Origin of the sequence: Arthrobacter sp. EM1 (assembly GCF_029964055.1) — a bacterium.
In the GTDB taxonomy this organism is placed as follows: Bacteria; Actinomycetota; Actinomycetes; order Actinomycetales; family Micrococcaceae; genus Arthrobacter.
The window spans coordinates 170,096-196,572 of sequence record NZ_CP124836.1; the positions used below are offsets into that span (position 1 = coordinate 170,096).

24 protein-coding genes, 1 tRNA gene and 1 pseudogene are annotated in these 26,477 nt (G+C 67.6%); 11 read left to right on the forward strand and 15 right to left on the reverse strand.

All coding sequences use genetic code 11. The features are described 5' to 3' along the window. Positions 1-19 precede the first annotated feature (19 nt). Positions 20-325, forward strand: coding sequence for a hypothetical protein (locus QI450_RS00825; protein WP_226774499.1), 306 nt, complete (start codon positions 20-22; stop codon positions 323-325). Between the two features lie 15 nt (positions 326-340). Here the strand turns inward: QI450_RS00825 and QI450_RS00830 are convergent, their stop codons facing one another. The 3 genes from QI450_RS00830 to QI450_RS00840 are packed head-to-tail and all read right to left on the reverse strand — an operon-like array spanning position 341 to position 2,600. Beyond that, positions 341-967 carry a VTT domain-containing protein gene (locus QI450_RS00830; RefSeq protein ID WP_226774500.1) on the reverse strand — a complete coding sequence of 209 codons (627 nt, stop codon included), beginning with the start codon at positions 965-967 and terminating at the stop codon, positions 341-343. Positions 968-1,015: 48 nt separating this feature from the next. Then, a complete protein-coding gene (locus tag QI450_RS00835) occupies positions 1,016-1,597 on the reverse strand; it encodes a DinB family protein (protein WP_226774501.1) in 582 nt (193 codons plus the stop codon). Between the two features lie 37 nt (positions 1,598-1,634). After that, positions 1,635-2,600, reverse strand: a complete 966-nt coding sequence (locus QI450_RS00840; RefSeq protein ID WP_226774505.1) for an RluA family pseudouridine synthase — start codon at positions 2,598-2,600, stop codon at positions 1,635-1,637. A 179-nt stretch (positions 2,601-2,779) separates the two neighbouring features. Here QI450_RS00840 and QI450_RS00845 point away from each other — a divergent pair, with 179 nt between their 5' ends. After that, on the forward strand, positions 2,780-3,061 hold the full coding sequence (locus QI450_RS00845) for a hypothetical protein (protein ID WP_226774502.1): 282 nt from the start codon (positions 2,780-2,782) through the stop codon (positions 3,059-3,061). A gap of 60 nt (positions 3,062-3,121) precedes the next feature. Here the strand turns inward: QI450_RS00845 and QI450_RS00850 are convergent, their stop codons facing one another. Beyond that, the gene (locus tag QI450_RS00850) at positions 3,122-4,627 is read right to left on the reverse strand and encodes a PLP-dependent aminotransferase family protein (protein ID WP_226774503.1); all 1,506 of its coding nucleotides are present in this window, start codon (positions 4,625-4,627) and stop codon (positions 3,122-3,124) included. A gap of 60 nt (positions 4,628-4,687) precedes the next feature. Between QI450_RS00850 and QI450_RS00855 the strand changes: the two genes are divergently transcribed. Beyond that, the gene (locus QI450_RS00855) at positions 4,688-5,329 is read left to right on the forward strand and encodes a hypothetical protein (protein WP_348994524.1); all 642 of its coding nucleotides are present in this window, start codon (positions 4,688-4,690) and stop codon (positions 5,327-5,329) included. On the opposite strand, the gene QI450_RS00860 is transcribed toward QI450_RS00855, so the two are convergent. Both QI450_RS00860 and QI450_RS00865 read right to left on the reverse strand, forming a co-directional pair. After that, a complete protein-coding gene (locus QI450_RS00860; protein WP_226774504.1) occupies positions 5,326-6,189 on the reverse strand; it encodes a DNA-formamidopyrimidine glycosylase family protein in 864 nt (287 codons plus the stop codon). The two genes, QI450_RS00855 and QI450_RS00860, sit on opposite strands and share 4 nt — an antisense overlap. Beyond that, a complete protein-coding gene (locus QI450_RS00865) occupies positions 6,182-11,128 on the reverse strand; it encodes an ATP-dependent helicase (protein WP_282468074.1) in 4,947 nt (1,648 codons plus the stop codon). Before QI450_RS00865 ends, QI450_RS00860 begins: the two co-directional genes overlap by 8 nt. Before the next feature lie 384 nt (positions 11,129-11,512). Between QI450_RS00865 and QI450_RS00870 the strand changes: the two genes are divergently transcribed. Next, entirely contained in the window at positions 11,513-12,853 is a 1,341-nt protein-coding gene (locus QI450_RS00870; RefSeq protein ID WP_253031296.1) for an alpha-amylase family glycosyl hydrolase, read from the forward strand. Between the two features lie 40 nt (positions 12,854-12,893). Here the strand turns inward: QI450_RS00870 and QI450_RS00875 are convergent, their stop codons facing one another. From QI450_RS00875 to QI450_RS00895, 5 genes are all read right to left on the reverse strand, one after another. Then, positions 12,894-13,535, reverse strand: coding sequence for a DUF4232 domain-containing protein (locus tag QI450_RS00875; RefSeq protein ID WP_226773699.1), 642 nt, complete (start codon positions 13,533-13,535; stop codon positions 12,894-12,896). Positions 13,536-13,637: 102 nt separating this feature from the next. Next, entirely contained in the window at positions 13,638-14,420 is a 783-nt protein-coding gene (locus QI450_RS00880; protein WP_226773698.1) for a YcnI family protein, read from the reverse strand. 124 nt (positions 14,421-14,544) lie between these two features. Continuing rightward, on the reverse strand, positions 14,545-15,189 hold the full coding sequence (locus QI450_RS00885) for a hypothetical protein (protein ID WP_226773697.1): 645 nt from the start codon (positions 15,187-15,189) through the stop codon (positions 14,545-14,547). A 596-nt stretch (positions 15,190-15,785) separates the two neighbouring features. After that, positions 15,786-18,185: a phosphoenolpyruvate synthase gene (ppsA, locus tag QI450_RS00890; RefSeq protein ID WP_226773696.1), complete on the reverse strand. Its 2,400-nt coding sequence runs from the start codon at positions 18,183-18,185 to the stop codon at positions 15,786-15,788. 149 nt (positions 18,186-18,334) lie between these two features. Continuing rightward, positions 18,335-19,153 (reverse strand): pyruvate, water dikinase regulatory protein, encoded by an 819-nt coding sequence (locus QI450_RS00895; RefSeq protein WP_226773695.1) that lies wholly within the window; start codon positions 19,151-19,153, stop codon positions 18,335-18,337. A 136-nt stretch (positions 19,154-19,289) separates the two neighbouring features. On the opposite strand from QI450_RS00895, the gene QI450_RS00900 reads away from it, so the two are divergent. After that, positions 19,290-19,493 (forward strand): hypothetical protein, encoded by a 204-nt coding sequence (locus tag QI450_RS00900; protein ID WP_226773694.1) that lies wholly within the window; start codon positions 19,290-19,292, stop codon positions 19,491-19,493. Between the two features lie 112 nt (positions 19,494-19,605). Here QI450_RS00900 and QI450_RS00905 read toward each other — a convergent pair. Continuing rightward, a pseudogene (locus QI450_RS00905) lies at positions 19,606-19,836 on the reverse strand (IS110 family transposase); the annotation flags it as partial. 360 nt (positions 19,837-20,196) lie between these two features. On the opposite strand from QI450_RS00905, the gene QI450_RS00910 reads away from it, so the two are divergent. The 3 genes from QI450_RS00910 (at position 20,197) to QI450_RS00920 (ending at position 21,190) form a co-directional block, all read left to right on the forward strand. Further along, positions 20,197-20,343, forward strand: coding sequence for a hypothetical protein (locus tag QI450_RS00910; protein WP_226773693.1), 147 nt, complete (start codon positions 20,197-20,199; stop codon positions 20,341-20,343). Positions 20,344-20,428: 85 nt separating this feature from the next. Further along, a complete protein-coding gene (locus QI450_RS00915; protein WP_226773692.1) occupies positions 20,429-20,626 on the forward strand; it encodes a hypothetical protein in 198 nt (65 codons plus the stop codon). A 333-nt stretch (positions 20,627-20,959) separates the two neighbouring features. Further along, complete coding sequence (locus QI450_RS00920) at positions 20,960-21,190, forward strand: hypothetical protein (RefSeq protein WP_226773690.1); 231 nt, start codon at positions 20,960-20,962, stop codon at positions 21,188-21,190. A gap of 214 nt (positions 21,191-21,404) precedes the next feature. Here the strand turns inward: QI450_RS00920 and QI450_RS00925 are convergent. Then, positions 21,405-21,489, reverse strand: a tRNA-Ser gene (locus QI450_RS00925). Between the two features lie 151 nt (positions 21,490-21,640). On the opposite strand from QI450_RS00925, the gene QI450_RS00930 reads away from it, so the two are divergent. Further along, positions 21,641-22,651: a zinc-binding alcohol dehydrogenase gene (locus QI450_RS00930; protein WP_226773689.1), complete on the forward strand. Its 1,011-nt coding sequence runs from the start codon at positions 21,641-21,643 to the stop codon at positions 22,649-22,651. Between the two features lie 44 nt (positions 22,652-22,695). After that, the gene (locus tag QI450_RS00935) at positions 22,696-23,130 is read left to right on the forward strand and encodes a 6-carboxytetrahydropterin synthase (protein WP_226773688.1); all 435 of its coding nucleotides are present in this window, start codon (positions 22,696-22,698) and stop codon (positions 23,128-23,130) included. 511 nt (positions 23,131-23,641) lie between these two features. Here the strand turns inward: QI450_RS00935 and QI450_RS00940 are convergent. After that, on the reverse strand, positions 23,642-23,956 hold the full coding sequence (locus tag QI450_RS00940) for a hypothetical protein (protein WP_226773687.1): 315 nt from the start codon (positions 23,954-23,956) through the stop codon (positions 23,642-23,644). Between the two features lie 624 nt (positions 23,957-24,580). On the opposite strand from QI450_RS00940, the gene QI450_RS00945 reads away from it, so the two are divergent. Then, positions 24,581-25,843: a crosslink repair DNA glycosylase YcaQ family protein gene (locus tag QI450_RS00945; RefSeq protein WP_226773686.1), complete on the forward strand. Its 1,263-nt coding sequence runs from the start codon at positions 24,581-24,583 to the stop codon at positions 25,841-25,843. A gap of 33 nt (positions 25,844-25,876) precedes the next feature. Here the strand turns inward: QI450_RS00945 and QI450_RS00950 are convergent, their stop codons facing one another. Further along, positions 25,877-26,380 (reverse strand): nucleoside deaminase, encoded by a 504-nt coding sequence (locus tag QI450_RS00950; protein WP_226773685.1) that lies wholly within the window; start codon positions 26,378-26,380, stop codon positions 25,877-25,879. Positions 26,381-26,477 lie beyond the last annotated feature (97 nt).

Here is a 26,477-nt window from a genome sequence, read left to right on the forward strand (position 1 = left end):
GTCCCGATAGGGTGGTGGTATGCCGTCGTTCCAGACCAGATTGAAGATCACCGGACTCAAACCGGGCAAACCACCGGAGGCCGTGATGGCTGCGGCCGTGGAGGCACTGCAGAGCCGGCACCACGTCGAAGCGAACGAGCTGGACCTGGCCGGAGGGGTCCCGCAGTTGAATCTGCGTTTCCTCGTTGAGCCCACTTCCTACGGCGGCGAGAACAGCCAGGCGCTGGAGTCGGCCGCGATGATGCGCGACGCCGTCGAGCGCGTTGCGGTGACCGGCAACCTGTTGGTCCTTCGCCGCAACCGCGGCCGCTGGGCGCCCGTCTAGGCCCCGGGCGGCCGCTCAGAAGTCCAGTTCCTCCCCGGGGCTGTCCACCACAGGGGAGTTGTTGCCGCGCCGGAGCGTGACAATAACGCCGACGACGGCGCCGATCAGGATCCCGAGGGCGACGCCGATGAGCGAACTCGCCCAGAACGGCAGTCCGGTGGCCGCGCCGGTGGCATAGCCGAGACCGACGGACCAGACGGCCGAGAGGATGCCGCCCAAAGCTGCGCAGAGGCTGAACCCGCGGGTGGAGACGTTGGCGATGCCGGCTGCGGCCGTCGTCGCGAGCCGTCCGCCGGGAATGAACCGGATTCCGATAATCGCGCCGTAGGTCGTGGACCGGCCGGCTTTGCCTGTCGCTCTGTGCACGGCCCGGTGAAAGCTGCGGCCCCACTGCCAGCGGTCCAGGACGTGGCTCAGGCGCCGCTTGAAGAGCTGGAATACCAGGATGTCGCCGAGCCAGGACGCCGCCGCCGCCAGGAGGATCAGCACGACGGCGTTGGCGCGGCCGACTGCGGAGAGCGCGCCGCCGGTGATGAGCAGCATTTCGGAGGGGACCGGGGGGAAAATCGCATCGCCCATAACCAGGGGGATGATCCAGAAATAGATCGCGTCCCCCCAGTTGTCAGCGTTGCCGAAGTCCATGCGCACAAGGTATCGCACTTCGGCCCGGACGCCCGTTTACCAGGCGGGTCAATGGGCGCCGGCCCGGCGTGCCACAGCCTCAAGTTCTGACCGGTATGCCGCCCATTGCTCCGCTGTGCGGGACGGCACGTTCGGGTCCTGCGGGCCGTTCCCTGCGGTGCCGTCGATTAGTTCGCGGAGGATGTCGGCGTGACCGGCATGGCGGGCGGTCTCAACACATATGTGAACCAGGATCTGATGCAGGGTTACCCGGCGGCGCTCCGGAGTCCACCACGGCACGTCTCCGTGCGCATCGAGAGCGAGTGTCTCGATCGTGGCGTCGCTGTGGCGGCCCGAGAACTCAAAGAACTCAATGATCTCGGCCCGGGTCTCGCCGTCGGCGGCCCACATGTCGGCGTCCGCAGGCGCATCGGCGCCGAGCCACGGCACAACTCGATTGCTGGGTCTGCCGAACACCTCCCCGAAGTACCCCAACTGCACGCTGCCGACATGCTTGATGAGTCCAAGCAGGTTTGTGCCGGTTGGAGTCAGCGGACGGCGGACGTCGTAGTCGCCCAGGCCGTCGAGTTTGGCGAGAAGGTCCGTGCGTCGAATTCGAAGGTATCCGTGCAAGTCAGATTTTTGGTCCATATGGATCACTCTGCCTTACCGGCACCCCCCAAGCCGGCTAGCAGTCCTCGCTGAGCTCCAGTCCGCTGCGGTACTCCACCGGCTCCCCGGTGATTGGGTCCACGAACCGGATTCCGCGGGCGAGGAGCTGGAGCGGCTTCGAGTAGTCGTCCGGGGCTTTCGCCAGCAAATCCGGGTAGAAGGCGTCGTTGACTATTCCGAGGCCCAGCGAGGCCATGTGCACCCGGAGCTGGTGCGTTTTTCCCGAGTGCGGCTCCAGCCGGTACAGCGCACGGCGCAGGGCGGAGCTGGGAGGAGTGCCGGCGTCGGGCGCTTTCGGGGCGGGGCCGTCGAAGGTCCGCAGCCGCTCAATCCTGGTCTCGGCGTTGGGTTCGCCGTCGACTACTTCGGCGAGCAGGTAGCTGCGGGACTTGGTCATCCGGTTCCGGACCACCACGGGGAATTCGACGGCGGGGTACCCGGGTGCAGGCTCGGCCGCAGACACACACTCGTATTCCTTCTGGACCTGGCGTTTCTCGAAGAGCACCTGGTACTTTCCCCGGGTCTGCGGGTTCGTGGAGAGCAGAAGGATGCCGGCAGTCATGCGGTCCAGCCGGTGCATGGGAATAAGATCCGGGAGGTTCAGCTGGTTCCGGAGCCGGACCAGCGCGGACTCCTGAATGTAGGTCCCGCCGGGGGTGGTGGGCAGGAAATGCGGTTTGTCCACCACCAAAAGATGCTCGTCCTGATGCAGGATGCTTAGTTCCACCGGGATCCGGACTTCGGGCGGCAGGGTGCGGTAGTACCAGATGAACGTGTGGTTCCGCAGCGGGGTGGCCCGGTCCAGGGGGACGCCCTCCGCACCCACGATCTCGCCGGCGTCGAAACGGTCTTCAATGCCCTGTGGATCGATGTGGCCCCAGCGGTGCATCATGTAGTCCATCGCGGTGTCCCACGGCCCCTCGTCCGGGAGGCGGAGCCGGGTGGCATTGACGCCGTCGCGCACGGGCAGGGGGGATTGCATCACCGGTCCATTCTACTTTGCCGGGGTTCGGGCCGGGCACGAGGTCGCCGGAAGCGCCCGGGGTCGCCGTAAGCTTCCGGCGACCCCGGGAGCTTCCGGCGAACTCGGCACACCGGCCCGCAGCCGATGATCGAAGACCCGGCCGCCGCGGCAACTTCGCCGAGGAACTCGGCGTCACCGTGACCCAGCTCGTGGGCAAATACCACGACGGCGGACCGAGGCCCGGCGCCACTGCGGGCGGCGGGCGCAGGCACCGCCTCGTCGTCGCACTTCACCCGTCGCTCAGGACACCACCGACGGCATCACCCAAAACCTCCTCAGCTAATGAGCAGGACAATGAACGACAAGCGGAACTTCGAAATCATCGTGCCGGGATGACTGTCCACGACTTCAGCGCCGGCAAGGACTCCGCGGCTGCGGCAAGGGCCTGGGGCGGCTTCCTCGAGAAGGTCTGCCCCTAGCGGATCCGCGACGCGGGGCTGGCCTGCAGCGCGCCATCGTTTGACCTCACCGGGGTCGGATCAGGCGAGGGCGGCGGCGGGCACGGCGCCAGGGCTGCGCCGCAACTGTGGGGAGGCCTCCAGCCGGTCCTGGGCTGCACGCAGCGCCGCCACAGCGGTTTCGAGCTGTTCCGGGGGCAGGGTGAACGGCACCCGAAGAAAGCTCTCGAACGCCCCACCCGTACCAAAACGCGGGCCGGCCGCGAGCCGGATGCCGAAGTCGGGGGCCACCACGGCAAGGGCGGTGCTGATCGGGGCCGGGAGGCGGCACCACACGGACAGCCCGCCGTCGGGCCGTTCGCTCTGCCAGCCCGGCAGGCGTCCTGCGATGAGGTCCAGCAGCGTGTCCCGGTTGCCGCGCAGTGAGGCCAGCCGTGCCGGGAGCGGCTCGGAGAGCGCGTTGACCAAGTGGGCCGCCGCGAGCTGTTCCACAACCGGCCCGCCCAGATCCATGGTGGTACGCGCGGCGGCGAAGCGCTGGATCAGGGACTCGTCAGCGCGAATCCAGCCGGTCCGCAAACCGGCCCAGTGCGACTTGCTGAGGGAACCGATGGAGACGACGGCGGGGCTGAAAGCCGCCACCGGGGCAGTCTCGATTCCGTCCAGGTTCAGCGCCCGAAGCGTTTCATCGACCACAAGAACGGTGCCGGCGGCGGCAGCGGCGTGGACCAGCCTGCGGCGCTGGGAATCCGACATCAGCCGCCCGGTGGGGTTGTGGAAGTCCGGGACCACATAGGCCATCGCGGGCCACTGCTGCCTCAGCGCGGACTCGATCGCCGCCAGGTCCCACCCGGGCCGTCCAGCGGAAAACGGCGCGGAGTCCCTTCCCGGCTCGACGGCGGGCATGGCCACCGGTACCAGCCGGCAACCCGCGGCCCGGATGGCGTCGATCGCGTTGGGGTAGCTCGGATGCTCCACGAGGACCTTGTCAGACCGGCTGGCCAGGGTACTCAGCACCACGTTCAGGGCGTGCTGTGCCCCGGATGTCACGAGAATCTGCGCTGCAGTGGTGGGCACACCGGCCGCAGCGTAATGCCTGGCGATAGCTTCCCGCAGCGGCCTGACACCGAGGGCGTCGTACCCAAAGCCCGGCAGCAGCGCCGGAAGCTCGGTCAGGGCTGAGGCGAAGGCCCGGTGGACCACCTCGCCGCTGGCCGGCAGCGAGGCGTAGGCAAGGTCGAGAATCCCGTCCGGGACGGCCAGGCCCGGTGCGCCGCTGAGATTCGTCCCGCCGCCGCCGCCAACCTGGCTGGCCCGCGGGATGCACGTACGGCCGCGGCTGCCCTGCCCGCTGCTGAGGAAGCCCTGTTCGCGCAACACCGAGTAGGCGGCGGTAACGGTGGTCCGGCTGATCCCAAGTGTCGAGGCCAGCGCCCGTTCGCTGGGGAGGGCTATTTCGAGCGGCACGCGGCCGTCAAGGACCAGGAGGCGTACGACGTCGGCGAGTTCCCGGTAGGCGGGGGCGGCACCAAGGTTCCAGTCGCCCAGCAAACGGGTCAGGGAGCTTGAATTCAGCGAACCGGACATAGAGCCAGTATTTCAAACTGGCTCTGGATTGCAAGGCCAGTTTTCCGGGAGGATGGCTCCATGATGACGCGCAGGATCCTCCAGCTTCTAATCGGCCTCGCCATGTACGGCGTATCCTTGGCCATGTTCATCCGCGCCGGCCTTGGCTTGGACCCCTGGGATGTATTCCACCAGGGCCTGGCCCTGAAGACCGGGCTGAGCATCGGCACTGTGGTCATCATTGTCAGCTTTCTGGTGCTGCTCCTGTGGATTCCACTCCGGCAGTGGCCGGGCATCGGCACGCTGTGCAACGCCGTACTGGTGGGCGTCTTCGCGGACGTCGGGCTGGCGTTGATCCCGCAGATCAGCCACCTCGGCGGGCAGGCCGGAATGCTTGCCGGCGCCGTGCTGCTCAACGGCATCGCCTCGGCCTGCTATATCGGTGCCCGCTTCGGTCCCGGCGCCCGCGACGGCTTGATGACCGGCCTCGCCCGGCGGACCGGATGGTCGGTGCGGACATCCCGGACCGGAATTGAAATCGTAGTTCTGGCCGCGGGCTGGCTGCTCGGCGGTTCCGTCGGCATCGGGACCGTGCTCTACGCCCTGGCTATCGGTCCGCTGGTTCAACTGCTGCTGCCCCGGTTCACCGTGCCGGAGTTGACGGTGCCGGGCCCGCCGATGGTGGCGGCCGGGGCGGCGCCCCCGCATCCCGGGCGTAGCTAGCCGGGGATCGGCATCGGCTGGCACGAGGGACAGAAGTAGATATCGCGCTCCTCGGCACCGGTGGCCGTAGCCAGGACCCCCCGCCGCAGCGGAGTCCGGCACTTCAAACATGGCTGGTGCTCGCGCCGGTAGACCCAGTAGCCGGGCAGCCCGGCGGTCCGGCCCACAGTGGCGCCGCGCCGGTTCAGGACGGTGGTTCGTCGGCCAGGGCCCAGGTTGGCCTCCAGCAGGCGCTTTGCGTCGGCGATGAGGGCCGCAATGTCAGGCACGGCCGAGACGGGTGCCGCCGGGTGAACGCCGGAGAGGAAGCAGGCCTCACAGCGGTAGATGTTGCCGATCCCGGCAAGGTTCCGCTGGTCCAGGAGGGCGACGCCGATCGGGACGTCCGGCGCTGCACTGATCCGCCGCTCCGCCTCGGCCATGTCCCAGTCAGGACCGAGCAGATCCGGGCCAAGGTGGCCGACGACGGCGGCTTCCTCAGAGCTGCGGACCACCTCGAGGATTCCGAGCGAGAATCCAACAACGTCGGCCGCGGCGGTGCGCAGCACACAACGCGCGGTGAATGCCGGCTTGCGCCAGCGCCCGCCCGGAGGGTAGACCTGCCACGCCCCCTCCATTTTGAGATGGGAATGGATGGTTAGCCGCTCCGGTCCGGCCGGGCCAGCGCCGTGTGGCCGCGCCGGGGCCTCCAGCCGCATCAGCAGGTGCTTGCCCCTTGGCACCACCTCGGTTACGGTCCAGCCGCCAAGTTTGAGGGTGGCGAACCGCGGTACCCGGAAGTCGGAGGAGATCAGTTGTTGTCCGGCCAGTGCGGCCTGAAGCTGCGCGGCAGCGCGGAAGACCGAATCGCCCTCAGGCACGGATCCTCAGTCCCTTGGGTGTGGAGTAGGCCCCGGCGTGGGCCAGGGCGGCAGCGATGGGAGTGTCGAGGATGCCGTGGCCGTTGACCTTTTCCATAATCAGTTTGTCCACCGCGCCGCGGGTCACCACGCTGACCAGGGCCGCGCCGGCCGCAGCCAGAACCTCGGTGTCCGCACTGAAGGCCAGCAGGGTCTTGCCGCCGCGTTCCACATACAGCGCCAGGGCGCCGTCCACCAGGACCACCAGGGCGCCGGCTTTTCGGCCCGGGCGGTGGCCGGTTCCCGCTTCGACGTTGAGCGCGGGCCACGGCAGCGCGGCGCCGTAGGGATTGGCCGGGTCCGTCGCGGCCAGGGCCAACGCCACCGGCTCGGCTTTGTGCAGCTGGGTGTCCTCGGCGTATGAGCGCAGCCGGTCCACGGTCGCTGGAACGGCGAACTGCGCCGCACCGAGGTGCTCGATAAAGTAACCCCGCCGGCAGCGGCCGGCTTCCTCCAGCCGCGCCAGGACCTTATACATCAGGCCGAAGCCGCCCAGGATGTTCTCCGCCATGACCGAGCCGCGGGTGACCACGCCGTACCGGTCCAGCAGGAGTTCCGCGGTGGCCCGGGCGTGGATGGTGGCATCAAGTTCGGGAGCGGGGAGGGCGGACCAGCGGCCGGCGGCCAGCGGGGGAGTGGGGGCGGTGCCGCTGGCGGAGCCGTACCGGCCGCCGGTCAGCCCCGGGGACCCGAGCAACCCGGTGCCGTGGGAGCGCCCCAGCCGGCTCAGCCTGGGGGCCCGGGCCCGTGGGGCGCGGGCGACCTGCCGGTGCGCGGTGTGGCCGCCGGCGATCATCGCCCGTACCGGGGCAAAGGTGTCGCCCGTGATCCGGCCCGCCCAGGCCAGGTCCCAGAGTGCGGAGACGACGTCCTGGTCGCTGAGCACCGTGTCCATGCCGCCGGCTACGTCTGAGAGCTGCCGGAAGAAGTAGCCGCCGCCGTTGTTGCGCAGGTAGTCCAGCAGCCGCTGCTGCGCGTCCCCGGGCTCGAAGTCGATGGCTGGGTTGAGGGTCAGTTCGGCCGAATCGGCCAGGTGGAGGCTGACCCAGCCGTCGTTGCCGGGGAGCGCTCCTGCTCCGGACCAGAGGACTTCGCCGGCCGCCATAAGCTCATCGAGCATGGCGGGCTGGTAGTCGGATACCCGGCTGGCGAGGATCAGGGGTTCCCAGGCTGAGGCCGGGATGGGCACGCCGGAGAGTTGGTCGACTGCGGTGATGATCCCGTCCAGTCCGCGCAGCGCCGACTGCCCGCGCTTGCCCGGGACGCGGACGTTCTGCCAGGCGGGCAGGAAGCGGCCGTAGGCGGCGGCGTCCACCGGCTCGACCTCGGCGCGGAGTGCGGCGAGCGAGCGGCGGCGGAGCCGGCGCAGGACTTCGGCGTCGCACCATTCACTGACCCCGGCCAGCGACGGGGCCGTGGTTGCCTGCGTCCCGCCGTCGGCCTCCTGCGCCGGTGCCGCCGGTGGTGCGGCGTGCGGGCGGAATTCGCCTTCCACTATCCGTCCGTCCGCGGCGAGCCGCTTCAGCGCCGTAGCGACGACGGCGACTCCGAGTCCCAGCCGGGCGGCGGCCTCGGCGGAGGTGAACGGCCCGTGGGTTCGGGCGAAGCGGGAGACGAGGTCGCCCAAAGGGTCAGCGACCGGCTCGATGAAGGCCAGCGGCACGCCCATCGGCAACGGGACGCCGATGGCGTCGCGCAGCCGGGCGGCATCCTCCACCGCGGCATACCGCTCGGTACCGCCGACGTTGACCTTGATGGCGCGGTTGGCGCGTTGGAGCGCCACAAGGTGTGCGGTGGCATCGGCAACCGGAGCCTCAACAGCGTCGGCCACCGGCTCGGCGACCGATCCTTCAAGCCCTGCCGCGGCTTCCAGGCGGGCGGCGACCTCCCCCGCGGTCAGCGGGCCCAGCAGCCGGAGCAGGTCCGCAACCCCCTCCAGCCCGCGGACCTTCCGATCCGGGGCGAGGCGCTGCAGTTCTTGCTCCGTGTCGTCAATGACCTTGGCGTCGAGCAGTTCACGCAGCTCGACCCGGCCCAGGAGTTCGTTGAGCAGGGTCGAATCCAGCGCCAGCGCCGCAGCCCGGCGCTCGGCCAGCGGGGAATCGCCTTCGTAGAGGAACTGCGCGACGTAGCCGAACAGCAGGGACTTGGCGAAGGGGGAGGGCTGCTGCGTAGTGGTTTGCAGGATCCGCAGCTCGCGCCGCTCGATGGACGCGGCGATGTCCTTGAGTGCCGGGAGGTCGTAGACGTCCTGGAGACATTCCCGGACCGTCTCGAGGACGATCGGGAAGGTGGGGTATTTCCGCGCCACGTCCAGCAGCTGGGCGGAGCGTTGCCGCTGCTGCCACAGGGGCTGCCGTTTGCCCGGGTTCTGCCGGGGCAGCAGCAGTGCCCGGGCGGCACACTCACGGAACCGGGACGCGAAGAGGGCGCTGCCGCCGACCTCCGCCGTCACGATCTGTTCAAGTTCCTCCGGGTCGAACATGAACAGCTCAGCGCCGGGGGGCTCGTCGTCCATCATGGGCACACGCAGTACGATGCCGTCATCGGCCGCCATCGCGGAGCCGTCCATCCCGTAACGCTGGTGCAGGCGCTGCCCGACTGCGAGGGCCCACGGCGCGTGCACCGGCATGCCGAAGGGGCTGTGCAGTACCACCCGCCAGTCGCCGAGTTCGTCGTGGAAGCGCTCCACCACAAGCGTGGTGTCGCTGGGGACCACGTCGGTGGCCAGCTTTTGCTCGGCGAGGTACTGGATGAGGTTGTTGGCGGCGAAATCGTCCAGGCCGCTGGCCTTGCAGCGTTCCGTGGCCGGTCCGACGTCGGACGCGGACAGTTCGCGGACAAACGCGCCCAGGGCGCGGCCCAGGTCCACCGGCCGGCCGAGGGAGTCGCCCTTCCAGAAAGGGAGCTTCCCCGGCTGGCCGAAGGCGGGAGAGACCAGGACCCGGTCATGGGTGATGTCCTCAATCTTCCAACTGGTGGCGCCCAGGGCGAACACGTCACCGACCCTGGACTCGTACACCATTTCTTCGTCGAGTTCGCCGACCCGGCGGCCACCCTTGGCTGCGGCGGCGGCCGGGCTGGCCGCCCTGCCGTCGCCGCTCGCGGAACCCGGGGAGCCGGAGCCTTCGACTTCCGTGCCGATGATGTAGACGCCAAAAAGCCCGCGGTCCGGAATGGTGCCGCCGGAGGTGACAGCCAGCCGCTGGGCTCCGGGCCGGCCCTCGATGGTGCCGGCATTGCGGTCCCAGATAATCCGGGGCCGCAGTTCCGCGAACTCGTCCGAGGGATACCGGCCGGCGAGCAGGTCCAGTGTGGCCTCGAAGGCGGAGCGGGGGAGCGAGGCGAACGGCGCCGACCGGCGGACCGTGGAGAACCATTCCTCCACTTCGATGGGCTCCAGTGCCGTGGCCGCGACGGTCTGCTGGGCCAGGATGTCCAGCGGATTCGCGGGGACGTAGAGGCGTTCGATTTTGCCGGCCAGCATCCGCTCCACCGTGATGGTGGTGTGCACCAGATCTGCACGGTGCTTGGGGAAGAGCACACCCTGGGAGATTTCCCCGACCTGATGACCGGCGCGGCCCACCCGCTGGAGCCCGCTGGCCACGGACGGCGGGGACTCAACTTGCACCACGAGGTCAACTGCCCCCATGTCGATGCCCAGTTCAAGGGAGGACGTGGCAACAACGCAGCGCAGCCGGCCGGATTTCAGGTCGTCCTCGATCAGGGCCCGCTGGTCCTTGGAGACCGAGCCGTGGTGGGCGCGGGCCAGGACCGGATCGGCGCCGGCGGTGCTGCCGGCCTGGGCCATCATGTGCGCCGGCGTCGCGGTGGAAGCGGGCGTCCCGACGGCGGCACCGTCCCAGCCGCCGCCGGCGGCCATCAGTTGCCGCTCGGCGTGGATCTCGTTGAGCCGGGCCGTGAGGCGTTCGGCGAGCCGGCGGGAATTGGCGAACACAATGGTGGACTGGTTGGCCAGCACCAGGTCCACTATCTTCTCCTCCACATGCGGCCAGATCGATGCCTGGGGCTGCAGCCCGGATGCCGGCCCGGAGTCGAACGCGCCGGCAGCGCCCTGCAGGTCGGACATGTCCGCCACCGGGACGGAGACCGTCAAGTCCCAGGTCTTTTTCGACGGCGGAGCCACAATTTCCACCGGGGCGGAGCCGGCGAGGAACTGTGCCACCAACTCCTTGGGTTCCACGGTGGCCGAGAGCCCGATCCGCTGGGCGGGTTTAGGGAGCAACGCGTCGAGGCGTTCCAGGGACACTGCCAAGTGGGCACCGCGTTTAGTGCCCGCGACGGCGTGGACCTCGTCGACGATGATGGTGTCCACCTCGCTGAGGGTCTCCCGGGCCTTGGACGTGAGCATCAGGAAGAGGGATTCGGGGGTGGTGATGAGGATGTCCGGGGGGTTGCCCAGCAGCGATCGTCGCTCCGAGGCCGGGGTGTCACCGGACCGGACGCCCACGGTGATCAGCGGTGCGGGCAGGTTAAGGCGTTTGGCGGTCTGGGTGATGCCGATCAGCGGTGCGCGCAGGTTGCGTTCGACGTCGACGCCGAGCGCCTTGAGCGGCGAGATGTAGAGCACCCGGGTTTTGCGTTTGGGCGTCTTTCGGCGGGCGCCTTTAGCAGCGTCAAGGCCGGGCAGCCCCTCGGGCTCAGCGGGGGCCGCGACGAGCAGGCGGTCGAGTGCCCAGAGAAAGGCTGCGAGTGTTTTGCCGGAACCGGTGGGGGCGACGACGAGGGCATGCGCGCCGGAGGAAATCGCGTTCCAGGCCCCTTCCTGGGCGGGTGTGGGCGCGGTGAAGGCGCCCAGGAACCAGTCCCGGGTTGGCCGGCTGAACCGGTCCATGGCCTCCGCCGCGAGTGTGCCGCCAGCGAGCTCCTGCCCCTTCATTCCTCCATCATGCCCTACGGCACCGACAGTCACGGGCGGCCCCGGCATCGCCTCAGCGACCGCGATGCTCAGCAGGCTGAGGCCGGGACGAAAACCTCGTGGATGCCTGCGGCCGCGGCCTGCTCACGTAATTCGTGAACCAGGCGGCTCCCGTGCGCCGTGAGGCCTCCGACAATATCGTCACCGACGAATGCCGCAAGGGCCCAGAAGGTATCCTGATCGAGCTAATACTCGTCCTTCTTGCTGCAATCTTGGTGGTGGCCGCGGCGACGTGCTGCGCAGGCCTAGCCTGTTCACGGAGCAACTGCCGGATACTTCGGAAAGACTTTAGGGCCGATTGGCCCCGCGGTCGATTCCACCGCACTGACAGAGAGGGTATGCCTGATGAGTGAGCCGACCTGGGTACAGCACGCAATCTGGTGGCAGGTTTATCCGCTGGGTTTCACCGGCGCCGACGCAGCAGCAGGCACAGCCGCGGAACCGGTGGTCCACCGCCTGGACCGGTTGCACGCCTGGCTGGATTACGCAGTGGAGCTGGGGGCTTCCGGGCTGGCCCTCGGCCCGGTCTTCGCCTCCGAATCGCACGGCTACGACACGACTGACTATTACCGCATCGATCCGCGGCTGGGCGACGACAACGACTTCGACGAACTGGTTGCCCAGGCCCACGCCCGCGGTTTGAAGGTCCTGCTCGACGGCGTCTTCAACCACACCGGGCGCAGCTTCGGGCCGTTCCGGCAGGTTCTTGCCGACGGTCCGGCAGCACCCACCGGTTCCTGGTTCCGGCTGGACTGGCCCGAAGCCGGCTGGGCCCCCGGCGTCGAGCCGGGCTACAAGGACTTCGAAGGCCACCATCACCTGGTCGCGCTGAACCACGAGGAACCCCAGGTTGCCGAGTTCGTCGCGGACGTTATGAAGCATTGGTTGGGGCGCGGAGCGGACGGTTGGCGGCTGGACGCGGCGTATGCCGTGCCGCCGTCGTTCTGGAAACCGGTCCTGGCGCAGGTGCGCAGTGACTATCCGGACGCGTACTTCGTGGGTGAATATATCCACGGCGACTATGCCCGTGAAGTGCAGGCAAGTACCCTCGATGCCGTCACCCAATACGAACTCTGGAAGGCCGTGTGGAGTTCGCTGAATGACGGCAACTTCTACGAACTGGCCGCTGCGCTGGAGCGGCACAACGGCTTCCTGGCGACCTTTACCCCGTTGACGTTTGTGGGCAATCACGACGTCACCCGGCTGGCGAGCCGGCTGACGGATCCGGAGCAGTTGCCGCTGGCACTGGCGGTGCTCCTCACAGTGGGCGGCACACCGTCGATCTATTACGGCGACGAGCAGGCCTTTCGCGGTGTTAAGGAGGACCGGGCTGGAGGAGACGACGCGGTCCGGCCGGCCTTCCCGGGCACCCCGGCAGAGCTCGCCGGGCTTGGCTGGCCGGTCTACCACCTGCACCAGGAACTGATCAGCCTCCGACGCCGGCACGCGTGGCTGCACTCCGCGCGCACCAGGGTACTCACAATCAGCAACGAACACCTCGTCTATGAGGCCAGCGGAGACGGCGGTTCGCTCACGGTAGCCCTGAACCTCTCGGGCGCTCCCGTGGAAGTGTCCGTGCCCGCCTCGGCCGCCGCGTTACTGGCGGGGCGGGGCGGGAAGCATCCGGACCGCGGCACTCTTACCCTGGACGGTTACGGCTGGGCCGTTCTCGGCGACACCGACTAGGCGCAGCACCGGCTGCTGGGAGTCACGCGGTGCGGTGGGGCTACTTGCCGGTGAACGCCCCGATGGTCAGCACGTTGATGCCGGCGTTGCTGCAGGCGTCATGTGGTTCGGCGATAAACAAGGACGCGGTGTCCTCGGGCGGGTAGACCCGAAAGCCCGCCGCGTGAACGAGGGTGCAGTCCGAGTAGTTGCGGGCCTGCGTGTAGCGCAGGGTGGCGGTTCCGGCCTGTCCCGGTGCGAGCAGCACTTCGGCGGAGGGCGTGGACTCGTCCCGCGCCGCTGGGGCGCCGATCGGGGCACCGTTCGCGTCGGCGGTGAGCGAGACGCCGGCGAAGCCCACCAGCCGGCACGGTTCGGTGCCGGAATTCGTCAGGATCAGCTGCATGTAGACGCTGCCGGCCGCGCCGCCGCCGGTGGCATCGGTCGTGGCGGTCAGGCCGGCGGCCTTGCACAAGCCCGGGCCCGCGGGGGTGGAAGGTGCCGGTGCCGAGGCCGAGGCCGAGGGGGCGGGGGCGGTAGCTGCCGCCCCGGCCGACTGGCTGGCGGAGGTTTCCGGGGAGGACGCCGGAGTGCTGGACGTTTGGGACTGCGGTGTTCCGGTGCCGCAGCCGGCGAGGAGGAGTGCCGCCGCGGCCGCTGCCGTCGTAAATACCAGTCTGGTGTTGATTCGCTGAGCCGTCATGGCACCACCTTCACGCCCGATGTTGCCTGAGTCAACGACGCCACGGCAGCGCTGTCCGATTGATGCCCGGATTGTGATTTCCGGGCATCAATCGTGGGTCAGCTACTCCTTGGCCGCGGAAGCGGGCGCCGGGGTGCGAACGGGTGCCGGGGTGTTGCTTCGGCTGCGGGCCAGGGCGAGTCCGCCGAGGGCGAGCCCGCCGACGCCTGCCACCAGTCCAGCCCAGCTGCGGGCCTGGGCTCCGTCGTCGTTCACCGCGGCGGCCTGGACCGCCTCCGGCGCGGCGTCGGAGGCGCTGGCGGCGTGGGCGCTGTGCCCGTCGGCCGCAGCGGCCACCGTGACCGTTACGGACGGCGCCGGCGCCTTGAGCGCGTGCGGGTCCTGCCCCTCGGCGGGGAGCTGCGACCAGTCCGTCTGGCCGACCTCGCAGTTCTGCAGCGTCGGGAAGTACAGGGTCTTGCCCGCAGCGTCGGGCAGTTTGACCGAAAGCACCAGGGCGTCGCGGAAGGCCGGATCCAGCGGGGCTTTGGCGGTGTAGACGATCTGGCTGGTGCGTTTGGTGATGGAGGAGCCGTCTGCGAGCTTTTTCGGCTCGGCCAGCTGTTCGGTGACTTTGGCGGCCGTCCAATTGGGATTGACCGTGGGTTGGGCGTCGTTGAGTTCGGCGGGGAGGGTGATGGTGACTTTGGTGGTGCCGGACGCGTCGCAGCCGTGCGGGATCCCAAAGGTCAGCAAGGCGTAGGAGTTGGCGCCCGTCGTGTCCGGGGTGACTCCGACGTGCGCGGAAGCGCCGGAGATGCCGGCAAGCATCAGCGCGGCGGTTCCGCCGGCCACGGCCGTTCCGGAGAGGGTGCGGCGGATGGCAGAGGTGGAGGAGGTCTTCACAGGGGTTGCCTTTCAGGCCTGCGCGCAGCACAGCGGCAGGCGCACAAAAATGGGGGTGGCGCGGCGCTGCTTATGATCCGGACCCGCTGGTGGGGGCCGGTCGCGGCCGCGGCCGGGAAAGGAGTCAGGAAAATACAACGACGGCGGCGGGGGGTCCGCGGCTGCTATCGCGCCGAAGGTTCCGCCACGGCAGCGGTGCGCACTCCGCGGGCCAGCCGGTAACAGCCGGAACCGCAACGGCGTCGGGCGTTACGGGCGCGGGGAGCCGGAGCAGGGGACGCAGCCAGGCCGCGAGGGACCACAGGGCGTCTTCACCGCGGGCGAGCAGGACAGCGCAGAGCAGAGTCGCCAGGGCATGGCCGGCCAACATCAGGAGCGAAACGAACGGGGCCTCGGCCGCCGTGCCGGTGGAGGCAGTCTGCAGCTCAGGGCCGAGGAAGTGCGGGATCGCCGCAAGATGGTGCGGCGCGGCGGGGCCGGCCGGCCCGGACGCAGATCCGCCCAAGGCCTGGGGGCTCAAAGCCGTGAAGGCCTCGTGCAGCAGCAACTGTCCGGCACCCAACAGCCCGGCCAGTGCCGGCAGGTTCAGTTTGAGCCGGGTCGCGGTGGTGGCGGCCAGCCCGGTCAGGGCCAGGAGGGCCAGCAGGATGCCGGAGACCGGCAATTGTCCGCCGGCCAGCGTGTGCGCGCCCGCAGCCAGGGACAGGATGGTGAGCGCCACCATGGCGGAACGCAGGGCGTGGAATGGTGCCCGGGCGGCTGTGCGCACAGAACACTCCCTTCACCAGCGGCGGCCATGGTTGCTCCCGCGGGCGTTGCCGGCTGCGGGTTGTCCCCCGATTCTACCGGCGGATTCTACCGGGCTGCGAAAAGCGCTGGGCGCCCCGGAACCGGCCGGCGTCAGTCCGTTTCGGGTCCTGAGCAGAAGTGGCAGTCGTCAGGGCACAATTCGTCAACCGCCAGGTCTTTGAGCAGGCCTCCGGGTGGTACGTCGGTCCAAAGCCGGGGGGCGCCGCTGGCCCGATCTTGCTGCAAAGTCACGAGGTGTCCTGAACGTCATTGGTGCGGAACGGTGATGATTCCAAGCTAACCCCGGGTGGCTGCCACCGTTCAATGGACCAATTGACGGTGACGCCGGTTCCGTCTTGTGCAAGCGTCCAGCGCCGGTGCCCAGCGCCGGCGATGCTGTGCGCCGCCTGGGTCGAGGCCCTCGAGGCCCTCGAGGCCCTCGGTGTCGCCGGCGCGCTGGCCCTGGGTGGGTGCGGCTTGGTGTTTCGCGTGCCAGGTCTTCTGCTGGTCGGTCATGACTCCGCGTGGCCGCGGGGGAGGCGCGAAACCCCATCCCGCGGCCCTGGCGCAAGAACCTTAGCTCGCCGCGGCCGGCGACGTTGCGGCGGCGCCGGCGAGCCGGAGCCAGGTGTCCACAACGGTGTCGGGGTTCAGCGAGACGGAATCGATGCCTTCTTCGACCAGCCATTCGGCGAAGTCCGGGTGGTCGCTCGGGCCCTGGCCGCAGATGCCGACGTACTTCCCGCGCGACTTGCAGGCCTTGATGGCCATGCTGAGCAGCTTTTTCACGGCGGGGTTGCGCTCATCGAAGCTGCCGGCGACGATCGCGGAATCCCGGTCCAGGCCCAGTGCCAGCTGGGTCATGTCGTTGGAGCCGATGGAGAAGCCGTCAAAGTAGTCCAGGAACTCATCGGCCAGCAGCGCGTTGGACGGAATTTCGCACATCATGATGACTTCCAGGCCGTTTTCGCCGCGGCGCAAGCCGTTCTCTGCGAGCAGGTCGATCACGCCGCTGGCCTCATCGACGGTGCGCACGAACGGGATCATCAACTTCACGTTGGTCAGGCCCATCTCGTTCCGGACAAAGGACAGGGCCTCGCACTCGAGGTCGAAGCAGTCCCGGAAGGACGGCTCCAGGTACCGCGAGGCGCCGCGGAACCCGATCATCGGGTTCTCCTCGTGCGGCTCGTAGGCCGGTCCGCCGAGGAGATTCGCGTACTCGTTGGACTTGAAGTCGGACATCCGCACAATCACCGGTTCCGGTGCGAAGGCCGCAGCGATGGTCGCCACACCCTCGGCGAGGCGCTTGATGTAGTACTCGCGCGGGCTGCCATAGGCGGCGATCCGCTCCTTGATTTCCGCCAGCACGTCCGCGGGCTGGTCGGCCATGTTCAGCAGTGCCTTCGGGTGGATGCCGATCTGGCGGTTGATGATGAATTCCAGCCGGGCCAGGCCCACCCCGTGGTTGGGCAGCTGCGCAAAGGTGAAAGCCTGCTCGGGGGTGCCGACGTTCATCATGACCTTGACCGGCGCTTCGGGCAGCTGCGTGATCTCGGTTTCCTCGACGCTAAAGTCCAGGATCCCTTCGTAAATCAGGCCGGTCTCGCCGTCGGCGCACGAGACGGTGACCTCAAGGCCGTCGGAAAGGGCGTCGGTGGCGCCACCGGTGCCGACGACGGCGGGAATCCCCAGTTCCCGGGCGATGATGGCCGCATGGCAGGTACGTCCGCCGCGGTTGGTCACGATGGCGGAGGCGCGCTTCATGATCGGTTCCCAGTCCGGGTCGGTCATATCCGCGACAAGGACGTCGCCGGTCTTGAACGCCGCCATCTGGTCAATCGCGGTGAGGATCCGGACGCGGCCGGCCCCGATGCGCTGGCCGATGGCGCGGCCCTCGACCAGCACCCGGCCGGAGCCGTTCAGCCGGAATCGGCTCAGGCTGCCGGAGGTGCGCCGGGACTGCACGGTCTCCGGGCGTGCCTGCAGGATGTACAGGCCGCCGTCGATCCCGTCCTTGCCCCATTCGATGTCCATGGGCCGTCCGTAGTGGTTTTCGATCGCGACTGCGTGCCGGGCGAGCTGTTCGACGTCGTCGTCGTCAAGGCTGAAGCGGTTCCGCAGGGACGCCTCCACCGGAACGAAGTCAATGGTGTGCCCGATTTCGCGGTTGCTTGTGTACGTCATCTGGAGGGCCTTCTCACCCAGGCCGCGCTTGAGGATGGCCGGGCGCCCTGCCTCGAGGGCGGGCTTGTACACGTAGAACTCGTCCGGGTTGACGGCCCCCTGGACGACGGCCTCGCCGAGGCCGTAGGAGGAGGTGACGAAGACAGCGTCCTGGAACCCGGATTCGGTGTCCATTGTGAACATCACGCCGGAAGCGCCGACGTCGGAACGCACCATCCGCTGGATGCCGGCCGAGAGCGCCACTTCGGCGTGCTCGAACTTGTGGTGCACCCGGTAGGCGATGGCCCGGTCGTTGTAGAGGGACGCGAAGACATCCCTGATGGCCACCAGGATGTTCTCGATGCCCCGGACGTTCAGGAACGTCTCCTGCTGCCCGGCGAAGGAGGCATCGGGAAGATCTTCCGCCGTCGCGCTGGAGCGGACCGCCCAGGAAAGGTCGTCGGAGCCGCCGTGCTTTTCCACAAGCGCCTGGTATGCGGCGCGGATCTGGGCTTCAAAGCCCGGCAGGAAGGGCGTCTCGCGCATCAGGGTCCGGATTTCCTGGCCCGCGGCTGCCAACGCCGTCACGTCATCGGTATCCAGGCCGACGAGCCGGTCGGCAATCCTCTGGTCCAGGCCGGAGCCGGCCAGGAAGCTGCGGTAGGCATCTGCCGTCGTCGCGAATCCGTCAGGCACCTGGACGCCGGCGGAGGTCAGGTTCTGCACCATCTCGCCGAGGGAGGCGTTTTTGCCGCCCACCCGGTCCAGATCTTTGAGGCCGAGTTCTGAGAACCACAGGATGTCTGTCGTCATGGTTGCTGCTCCTTTGCAGATGGTGGCAATCGGTGCCGCGGCCCGCTTTGGGCGGCAGCCAGTTGATGGCGCAATTCCTGTCCACAGTGACAGGTCCGCGCCGGTGGTTCCAGCTGATGTGGCCCACGCAACACTGGTGAATCGACGGCCTAGTGTTTAAGGTTCATTTTCTGGAGGATGGTGGCGGCCATTTCCTCGACGGACACGCTGGCCGAATTCAGGTAGGGGATCCCGTGCGAGACATACAGCCGCTCGGCGCTGCGCAGCTCGAAGCCGCACTGCCGCAGCGACGCGTAGGGCGAGCCGCGGCGGCGTTCGGTGCGGACCTGGCTCAGCCGGAGCGGGTTGGTGGTGAGGCCGAAGCACTTCGACACGAAGGGACGCAGCGGTTTGGGGAGGCCTTCGCGTTCAAAATCCTCGTCCACCAGCGGGAAATTGGCGGCGAAGATGCCGTGCTGCAGCGCCAGGTACATGGTGGTGGGGGTCTTGCCGCAGCGCGACGGCGCCACCAGGATCACTTGGGCTTTCTCGAGCGCACGCAGGCTCTGCCCGTCGTCGTGCTCCATTGCGTATTCGACGGCGGCCATCCGGGACTGGTAGCGGGCGGCGTTGCCCAGGCCGTGGGCCCGGCCCGGTTCGCCGCTGGCTTCGCTTCCGAGGGCCCGCTCCAGCTGCCCGACGTGCGTGCCGATGAGGTCCACGATGATCCCGTTGCAGGTGCCCAGGGCCTGGCGGATGTCGCTGCCGACGGCGGTGGAGAAGACGATTGGCTGCAGTCCGGTGGAGGCTAGGTTGTCGATGACTTTGACGACGGCCCTGGCCTGGTCGACAGTGGTGATGAACGGGACCGTGATGCGGTCAAAAAGGTTCTCGGGGAATTGAGTCAGCAGGGTGTTGCCGAGCGTTTCTGCGGTGATGCCCGTACTGTCCGAAAGAAAGTAGACCGGGCGTGGAGCGTCATTGGTCATAGACGCATTGTGCCCCAGTGCGGGCCGGGTATTCTTCCGCGACGCACCCGACGGTGTCGCCGGCGCCGGCCGGCTCGGCCCGTGCCGGCCCGACGGCGGGGAGTAGGCTGTGTCCCACCTCACCTAAGGAGCCCGCATGAGCTACAAATACCGGACCGTCAAGGTCCGCGGTACGGACCTGGTCGGAACCATTGCCCGCAGGCACGGCGGTGCCCCCGAAATCTACGAAACTTCGAAGGACCCCAGCACTTCTGTTGTTCCCGTGTATTTCCCGGAAACCGGCGAGATCCGCTTCTTCGACCGGACGGTGCTGGAGGACGTCGCGCACCCGGCGGGCTAGGCGTGGGCGCCAGCAAGGATCCCGGGCGCACATCAGATCCGTTCGACGGGCAGTGGGCAGCTGCGGGTTAGCGCTGATCTGATCCTGATCCGCAGCACAAGCCGGTTGGAGGCTTCGCGTCGGTTTTGCCAGCTCCGAGATAGGTCGCGGCCGCATGGTGTGCGACCTGTCCGGGGATGCAGAGCAGCTGCTGCGCGTGTGCGGCCAACGGCGCCGCAACGCCAGCGTTCAGATCCGTGGCCCATCAGAGCTCCCCTCCGTCGGCGATCTTCGCAACCGTGGCAATAAGGTCGAGAAGTTCGGTTTTGTCGTTCGCGACCCGCGCGGACACCTACGCAATTCTCGACGGCGGCACCGGGCCGTACCGCCGATTCCGCGACATTCCCCACGATCGCGGCTGGGCTGAGCCGCGCAGTGCGTAGTTTCGCTGAAGGCTGAACCGGTTGGGGTTTCTACGGCCGGATGGCCATGGCAGCGGCATCATTCCGGGGCCCGGGCTAGGCCGGAATCCTCGCGCCTTCCAAGTTTCGGCAGCTCCCACTCCGTTGGCGTCAGGATTACTTCATGCTCCCCGGTGAACTGCAAGTCACATGAGGAGTGTCGGCCCTGCTGCGGCAAGGCTTCACGTTCGGTCTGTTATATTCTCTTTTTGTCCAGCGAATGGACAATTGCATCCTGCTACTTCTGAGGGGAGTTAAGGACTGTGGAGAACCGACTCGCTCAGATTGAGCAGCCTGAAGAGATCGACGCGCCCGGATGGGGCGAATGGGTTGCCGGAGTAGGCGTAGGCGCAGTTGTTGGCGACGGTCTTGTTTACGGCGGGATCGGCATCGGCGTAGCCATCACCTAGAAATGATTGTCCCTGTGGGGGTGGAAGTCTTATTTCCGCCCCCACAGGCATTTCCCACGACATCAAATTGCAGAAAAGAGCGACGATGCGAATGACGCAAGGCAAGGCAACCATCCCCCTTATCGCCGTACTTGGTGCCCTCGTAGCCACGCTGGGCGGCCTGACCGCGATGCTGGCCGTGACTGGCACCCAGCCCGTCCTCCTGGGCATTACGTTGGCTGTCGGCCTGATCCTGCTGGTTGTGCTCGGGGTTTTCATCGGACTCCTGCGGGAGCGGAGCTAATCCTATGGCCGCGCAACCAATCGTTTCAGTGACAGGCCTGGAAAAGAGGTATGGACAGAAAACAGGCATCGCAGGAGTGACCTTCGGTATTGGCCGGGGCGAGTGTGTCGGTCTGCTCGGTCCGAACGGGGCCGGGAAGTCGACCCTCCTGAAGATTCTCTGTGGACTGATGCGACCGACTGCAGCAGGTGTTTTGGCGCGGCGAGACCCAGGCCGGCTCACCGCAGTCCTGTGCGGCCATTGTGGCAACACTGGACGAGATCGATGGGCTAGGCATCGTGTCGTCGACAGCCCGCAAGGGCGGCATCGTACTTCAATCATGCAGGGGGACTGATGGAGAAGACGCCAACCGAACGCTATGGCACGCGGCTGGCAGGGTGGCTGGGGATCTTCGTTTCGACGACGGTTGCCGGCCCGGCATGGTTCCGGCTGCTGGAGCGGGGCTTCAGCTGGCCTGACGCTTTGCTCCTGGCAGCTGGTGCTTTCCTGTTCGTGTTCTGGGCCGCCCGGCTGGTCCTGCTCGAACGCGCGCTCCGGACTGGAGCTGGCCGCGGCAACCGGTGATAGCCGGCTGGCTGTTTCAAGCCGCCCAGAACGAAGCCGATTGCGCGCAGATCGAGTCCTCGGCCCGATTGCAGGTACGGGTCGTCCGGCGGCGGAAACGTCCTAGCGGCAAGGACGCCAGTATTGCCAGGTCTTTGCCGATGAGTCCATCCAGGTCACAGCAAAAGGCCCTGCTTCCCTTTGTTTACCAGGGAAGCAGGGCCTTTCTCATTCGCGGTGACGGTGGGATTTGAACCCACGTTGGCTTTCACCAAACAACATTTCGAGTGTTGCACCTTCGGCCGCTCGGACACGTCACCAACCTGAATAGGTTACCGGAGCCAAGCGCTGATGCACAAAACGGCACCCCGGCAGATCACCCAGCGGCGCCCCGGGGACCGCTGGCGGCGGCGCGCCCGGGATGGCCCGGGCTTCCCCGCGCATGGGTAGGGGACTAGATTCGTCAGCAGGATGAGCAATTCAGACGAGCAACCACCGCAGCAGAGAACCGCCACCGCTTACTGGACGGTCGGCCTGGAAAAGGGCGAGCTCCGGCGCGAGGACCTGCCGGCCCCCGGGCCCGGCGAGGCGCTGGTGCGGAGCCTCTACTCCGGCATCAGCAAGGGCACCGAGCTGGTGGTCCACAACGCCCGCGTGCCGGAGTGCGTGGCGGAGGAAATGGCCGCCCCTAACCAGGAAGGCTCCTTCCCGTCCCCGGTGAAGTTCGGCTACCTCTCCGTCGGCGTCGTTGAGGCGGGCCCTGCGGACTGGGCGGGCAAAACGGTATTCTGCCTGTACCCGCACCAGGACCTGTACATCGTCCCGGTGGAGTCACTCACCGTGGTTCCGGCGGACGTGCCGGCCCGCCGCGCCGTGCTGACCGGCACCGTCGAGACCGCGATCAACGGGATCTGGGAGGCCGGTCCCCGCCTGGGTGACCGCGTCGCCGTCATCGGCGCCGGCCTCGTCGGCGGCATGGTGGCCAAGCTCCTGGGCTCCTTCCCGCTCGGACGGCTGCAGCTGATCGACGTCGACCCGGCCAAGCGGGCGTTCGCCGAGACGCTCGGCGTGGAGTTCAGCCACCCGGACGATGCCCGGGGCGACTGCGACATCGTTATCCACTGCTCCGCTTCGGAAGCGGGCCTCGGGCGAGCCCTGCAGCTCGCGGGCGACGACGGCGACGTCATCGAAATGTCCTGGTACGCCGACCGTAAAGTTAGCGTCCCGCTGGGCGAAGATTTCCACGCCCGCAGGCTGTCCATCCGCGCCAGCCAGGTGGGCGTTGTGGCCCGCGCGCGCCGGCACCGCCGCACCAACGCCGACCGGCTGCGGCTCGCCGTCGCTCTGCTGAGCGATCCCGCCTTCGAGGTGTTCCTCACCGGCTCGTCCCCGCTCGCGCAGCTGCCCGACGTCGTCCAGCAGCTCTCCGACGGCGTACTGGACGCGCTCTGCCATGTTATTGAATACCCGGCGAGTGCGTAGCAAATCCGTACAGCCAGCCCCCACAGAAGCCACGAGGTAAATCCGTGTTCAGCCTGACCGTCCGCCGCAACTTTATGATCGCCCACAGCCTCCCGCGCCCTGCCTTCGGGCCCGCCCAGGGGATGCACGGCGCCACTTTCGTCACGGAAGTGACCTTCCGCCGTCGCACCCTGAACGGTGACTCGATCGTTGTGGATATTGGCGACGCCGGCACCGTGCTGGATTCCATCCTTGACGGCCTGAACTACAAGAACCTTGACGAGCACCCTGATTTTGCCGGCAGGCTCAGCACCACCGAGGCCCTGGCCCAGTACATAGCCGACGCCGTAGCGGCCAGGATCCGCACCGGCGCGGACGGGCGAGAGCTCGCCGGGCTGGACGTTACCTTGCGCGAAACCCCCGACGCGTGGGCCAGCTACACGCTCGACTTCGAGGCTGGCCCGGACGCCGGCGACGACCGAAAGCAGGGTGCAGCTTAACGCTCCCTGCCTCCGGCGTGCCTGCCGCGCTCCGGGTTCCTGGCGTCCAATCCGCATCTGCGTGATTCAGGCTTACGAGGCTAACCGCCCGCGTACTTTGTGATCATCGCAGGCTGGTTCAACGCCAATGTGCCGGGTGACCCGGTTCCTACAGGTTGTACATCAATCGCCACCTGGACGGCTTCCCGTTTATGTAGACATCGGCGGTACAAAACTGCACGATTGTGCCGCGCTGACTGAAGTAGTCGGCAGCCTGGGAACACTGGGAAAGGGATGAGTAATAAGACACCCGGGGCGTGGCCGCTTGTGCTGGCAGCGCTCCACCAATAAATACCGCCGCGGCCGCCGCAGGGGCAGCCAGGAAAGCGATCAGTTTACGTTTCAATTTCAATCTCCATCGTGTCGATCAATTGGTTTTTGGAAACTACTATTCGCTCGCCTGCCGCACGCGGCAGGCGAGCGTCGAGTGTCCGACGGGGGCAGTGCCACCTCGTTTTTGTTGGCCTGGACGTTACCCCACGCGATCCAGTTGTGTGACCCAGGTCCAGCACGAAGATTTCACCCTAAAGGATGATCCGTAGCCCACGGTGATCGTCTTGCGGATGCTTGCGCCGTTTTTTAGGCCGAAGCAAGAATGAGCCACGGTGATCGTTGCGTTGGGGCCGGGGTTGTTGGCGGTGCAGCTGCCCACGATGTATTGCCCGTCGGCAGCCAGCGATGAGCATCCACCAACGCCGGCCATTGCTGGTGCCGGTGCACCAATAAGGAACATTGCGCTGAGGGCCGCGGTCCCGAGGGAGGCCGTGAGTGTACGAAGTTTTTTCATCAAGTTGTTCCTTAGGTTGGACTGTAGGTAACCTGGCGGGCGCCCCATCCTCCACACCCGGAGTCGACGCGGAACGACGCCCCATAGTTGAGCGTGACGTACACGTTCCTCCAGCCGGTCACGTGGCATTCGACGCGAAGCATAAGTCGAGCGCCCGGGCCCTTGTTGGGGGGAACGCAGGAGCCAACCACGTAATCATGGTTTGGGAAGTACGAGACCCTGTCGAGGGTCAATGATGAGCAGTGCCCCAAGTTGGCGGCACTGGCGGGGGCCGAAGAGGCTACAACCCCGATCGATGCCAAACCGCAGGCCGTTATGAGGGCCAAAGCGGCGCGAGCCTTCTTTTTCATGGATCTCCCTTGTTTTATCCAATAAATGGAATAACCATGCTTGACACTGTCTGGCAGCCTGCTCCTTGTCAACCCCGGCGAGGGGGTTTTACCGGGGATGTTGTACATCTTCAGGTTTCTTGAGGGGAACGGTCGGCCCGGCTGGGATGCCAGGGGCCGGTCCGGGTGAAATGCTGAAACCGGAGCGTCCGGCCGGGCCGCCGACGGCCGGACCGCCGGAAAATGCCTGCCGTGGAAGATTCCCCTGCCGCATCGGCAGGGGGACAATGACCCCATGACCCCCGAGCCACTTACTTCGCAGCCACTTTCTACGCAGCCACCTCCGGCGAACACGCCGCCGGCCGGGACCCTCACCCGGGAGCGGCTGCGCGCGTGGGCCTGGCACAAGCAGGGACTGGACGGCTCGTTGACCGGCTGTACCGCGGAGCAGGTGTTCGCCCGGGCCGGATGGGCCCGCTCCGTGGGTGGCGCCAACCCCTACCTCGCACTCTTTGCCCGGGCTGGAATCCGCCGCGAACAGGCGGACGCCGATGTCCTGGCGCGCCGGATCCTGGAACTCCCGGCTGCGCGCGGCTGCACCTACGTTATGGGCCGGGACGACTTTGCGTGGGCGCTGCGGCTCGGCCGGGATGCGGCCGACTCCGCGGTCAAGGTGCTCGGCAGGCTCGGCGTGGACCGCGGCGAAATCACACTGCTGGAGGAGCAGGTGCTCCATACCCTGGCCGAGGCAGCAGCCCCGATGGACCCCCGGCAGCTCAAGGAGGAGTTGGGCGATTCGGTGCGGAACCTCGGCGAGGAAGGCAAAAAGAAGGGCGCCGCCACCACGCTGCCCACGGCCCTGGGAATCCTGCAGTCGCAGGGGCGGATTCGCCGGGTTCCGGCCAACGGACGACTGGACCAGCAGCGCTACGCCTATGACCTGTGGAATTTGCCGCCGGGCCAGATCGACGATGACGAAGCCCGCACCGAACTGATCCGTCGCTACCTCGGCTGGACCGGAGGGGCCACGTTCAAGCAGTCACAATGGTTCACGGCTTTTACAGTGGCCCAGAGCAAGGCGGCGCTTGCGGCAGCGGGCGCGGCGGAAGTAGCCACTGCCGCCGGCGAGGCGCTGTGGATGCTGCCCGCGGACGTCGGGCGCCTAGCGGCCTTCGAGGAGCCAGCCGGCGAGCAGATCCAGCTGCTCGCCGGAACCGACTCACTGACGCTCTTGCGGCGCAACGCGGCGGAAATGCTGGCCGAGGAGGACCGGCACCTGATAACAAGGGGTTCGCTTGCCCTTCAGGCGGACCTTCCGGATCACCCGATTTTCGACCGGGGCCGGATCATCGGACTCTGGCAGTACGATCCCGGGAAGGAACGGATCGTGCCGTGGCTGTTCCACCGGCCTACGGCTGCCGTGATCCGGCGGATCGCCGAAGTTCAGGAGTGGATCCGTGCGGACTTGGGCGACTTTCGCGCCTTCAGCCTCGACTCGCCGGCCACCCGGCAAAAGCGCATCGACGGCCTGGCGGCAGCCGCAACCGGCTCCAGCTAGTGTGCGGAAGCGGTGAAGAGGACCCGGCCGGGCTTAGCTGCCGCGGTGCCCGGCAAAAAAATCCCGCAGCAGCGCCGCACTTTCGGACTCCCTGATCCCGCCATACACTTCCACCCAGTGGTTGAGCCGGCGCTCGCGGAGGATGTCGAAGACGGAGCCGGCGGCCCCGGCCTTCTCGTCCCACGCTCCGAATACCACGCGCGGAATCCGGGCCAACACCACGGCCCCGGCACACATGGCGCAAGGCTCCAGGGTCACCACCAGGGTGCAGTCCGCCAAACGCCAGCCGTCCCCGCCGTTCCGGCCCCGCGAATCAGGCTCCTGCAGCCGCGCGGCAGCCGCCCGGATGGCTACCATCTCGGCGTGCGCCGTCGGGTCCCCGAGGGCCTCGCGTTCATTGCGGCCGCGGCCGAGCACCGTACCGTCCGGACCGATGACAACGGCGCCGATCGGTACGTCCGCAGTGGCCAGTGCGGCACGAGCGTCCTCAAGGGCCAGGCCCATCCAATCGGCATGGCGGGGGTGCGGGGAAGTCATGGCTCAATGATAGTTTCGACAGTAAGCAAGCTGTGCAGCCCGGCTGCCCGGCACGACATTCGGGAGAAACCGTGAAGACCGGGACAGAGCGCTGGTT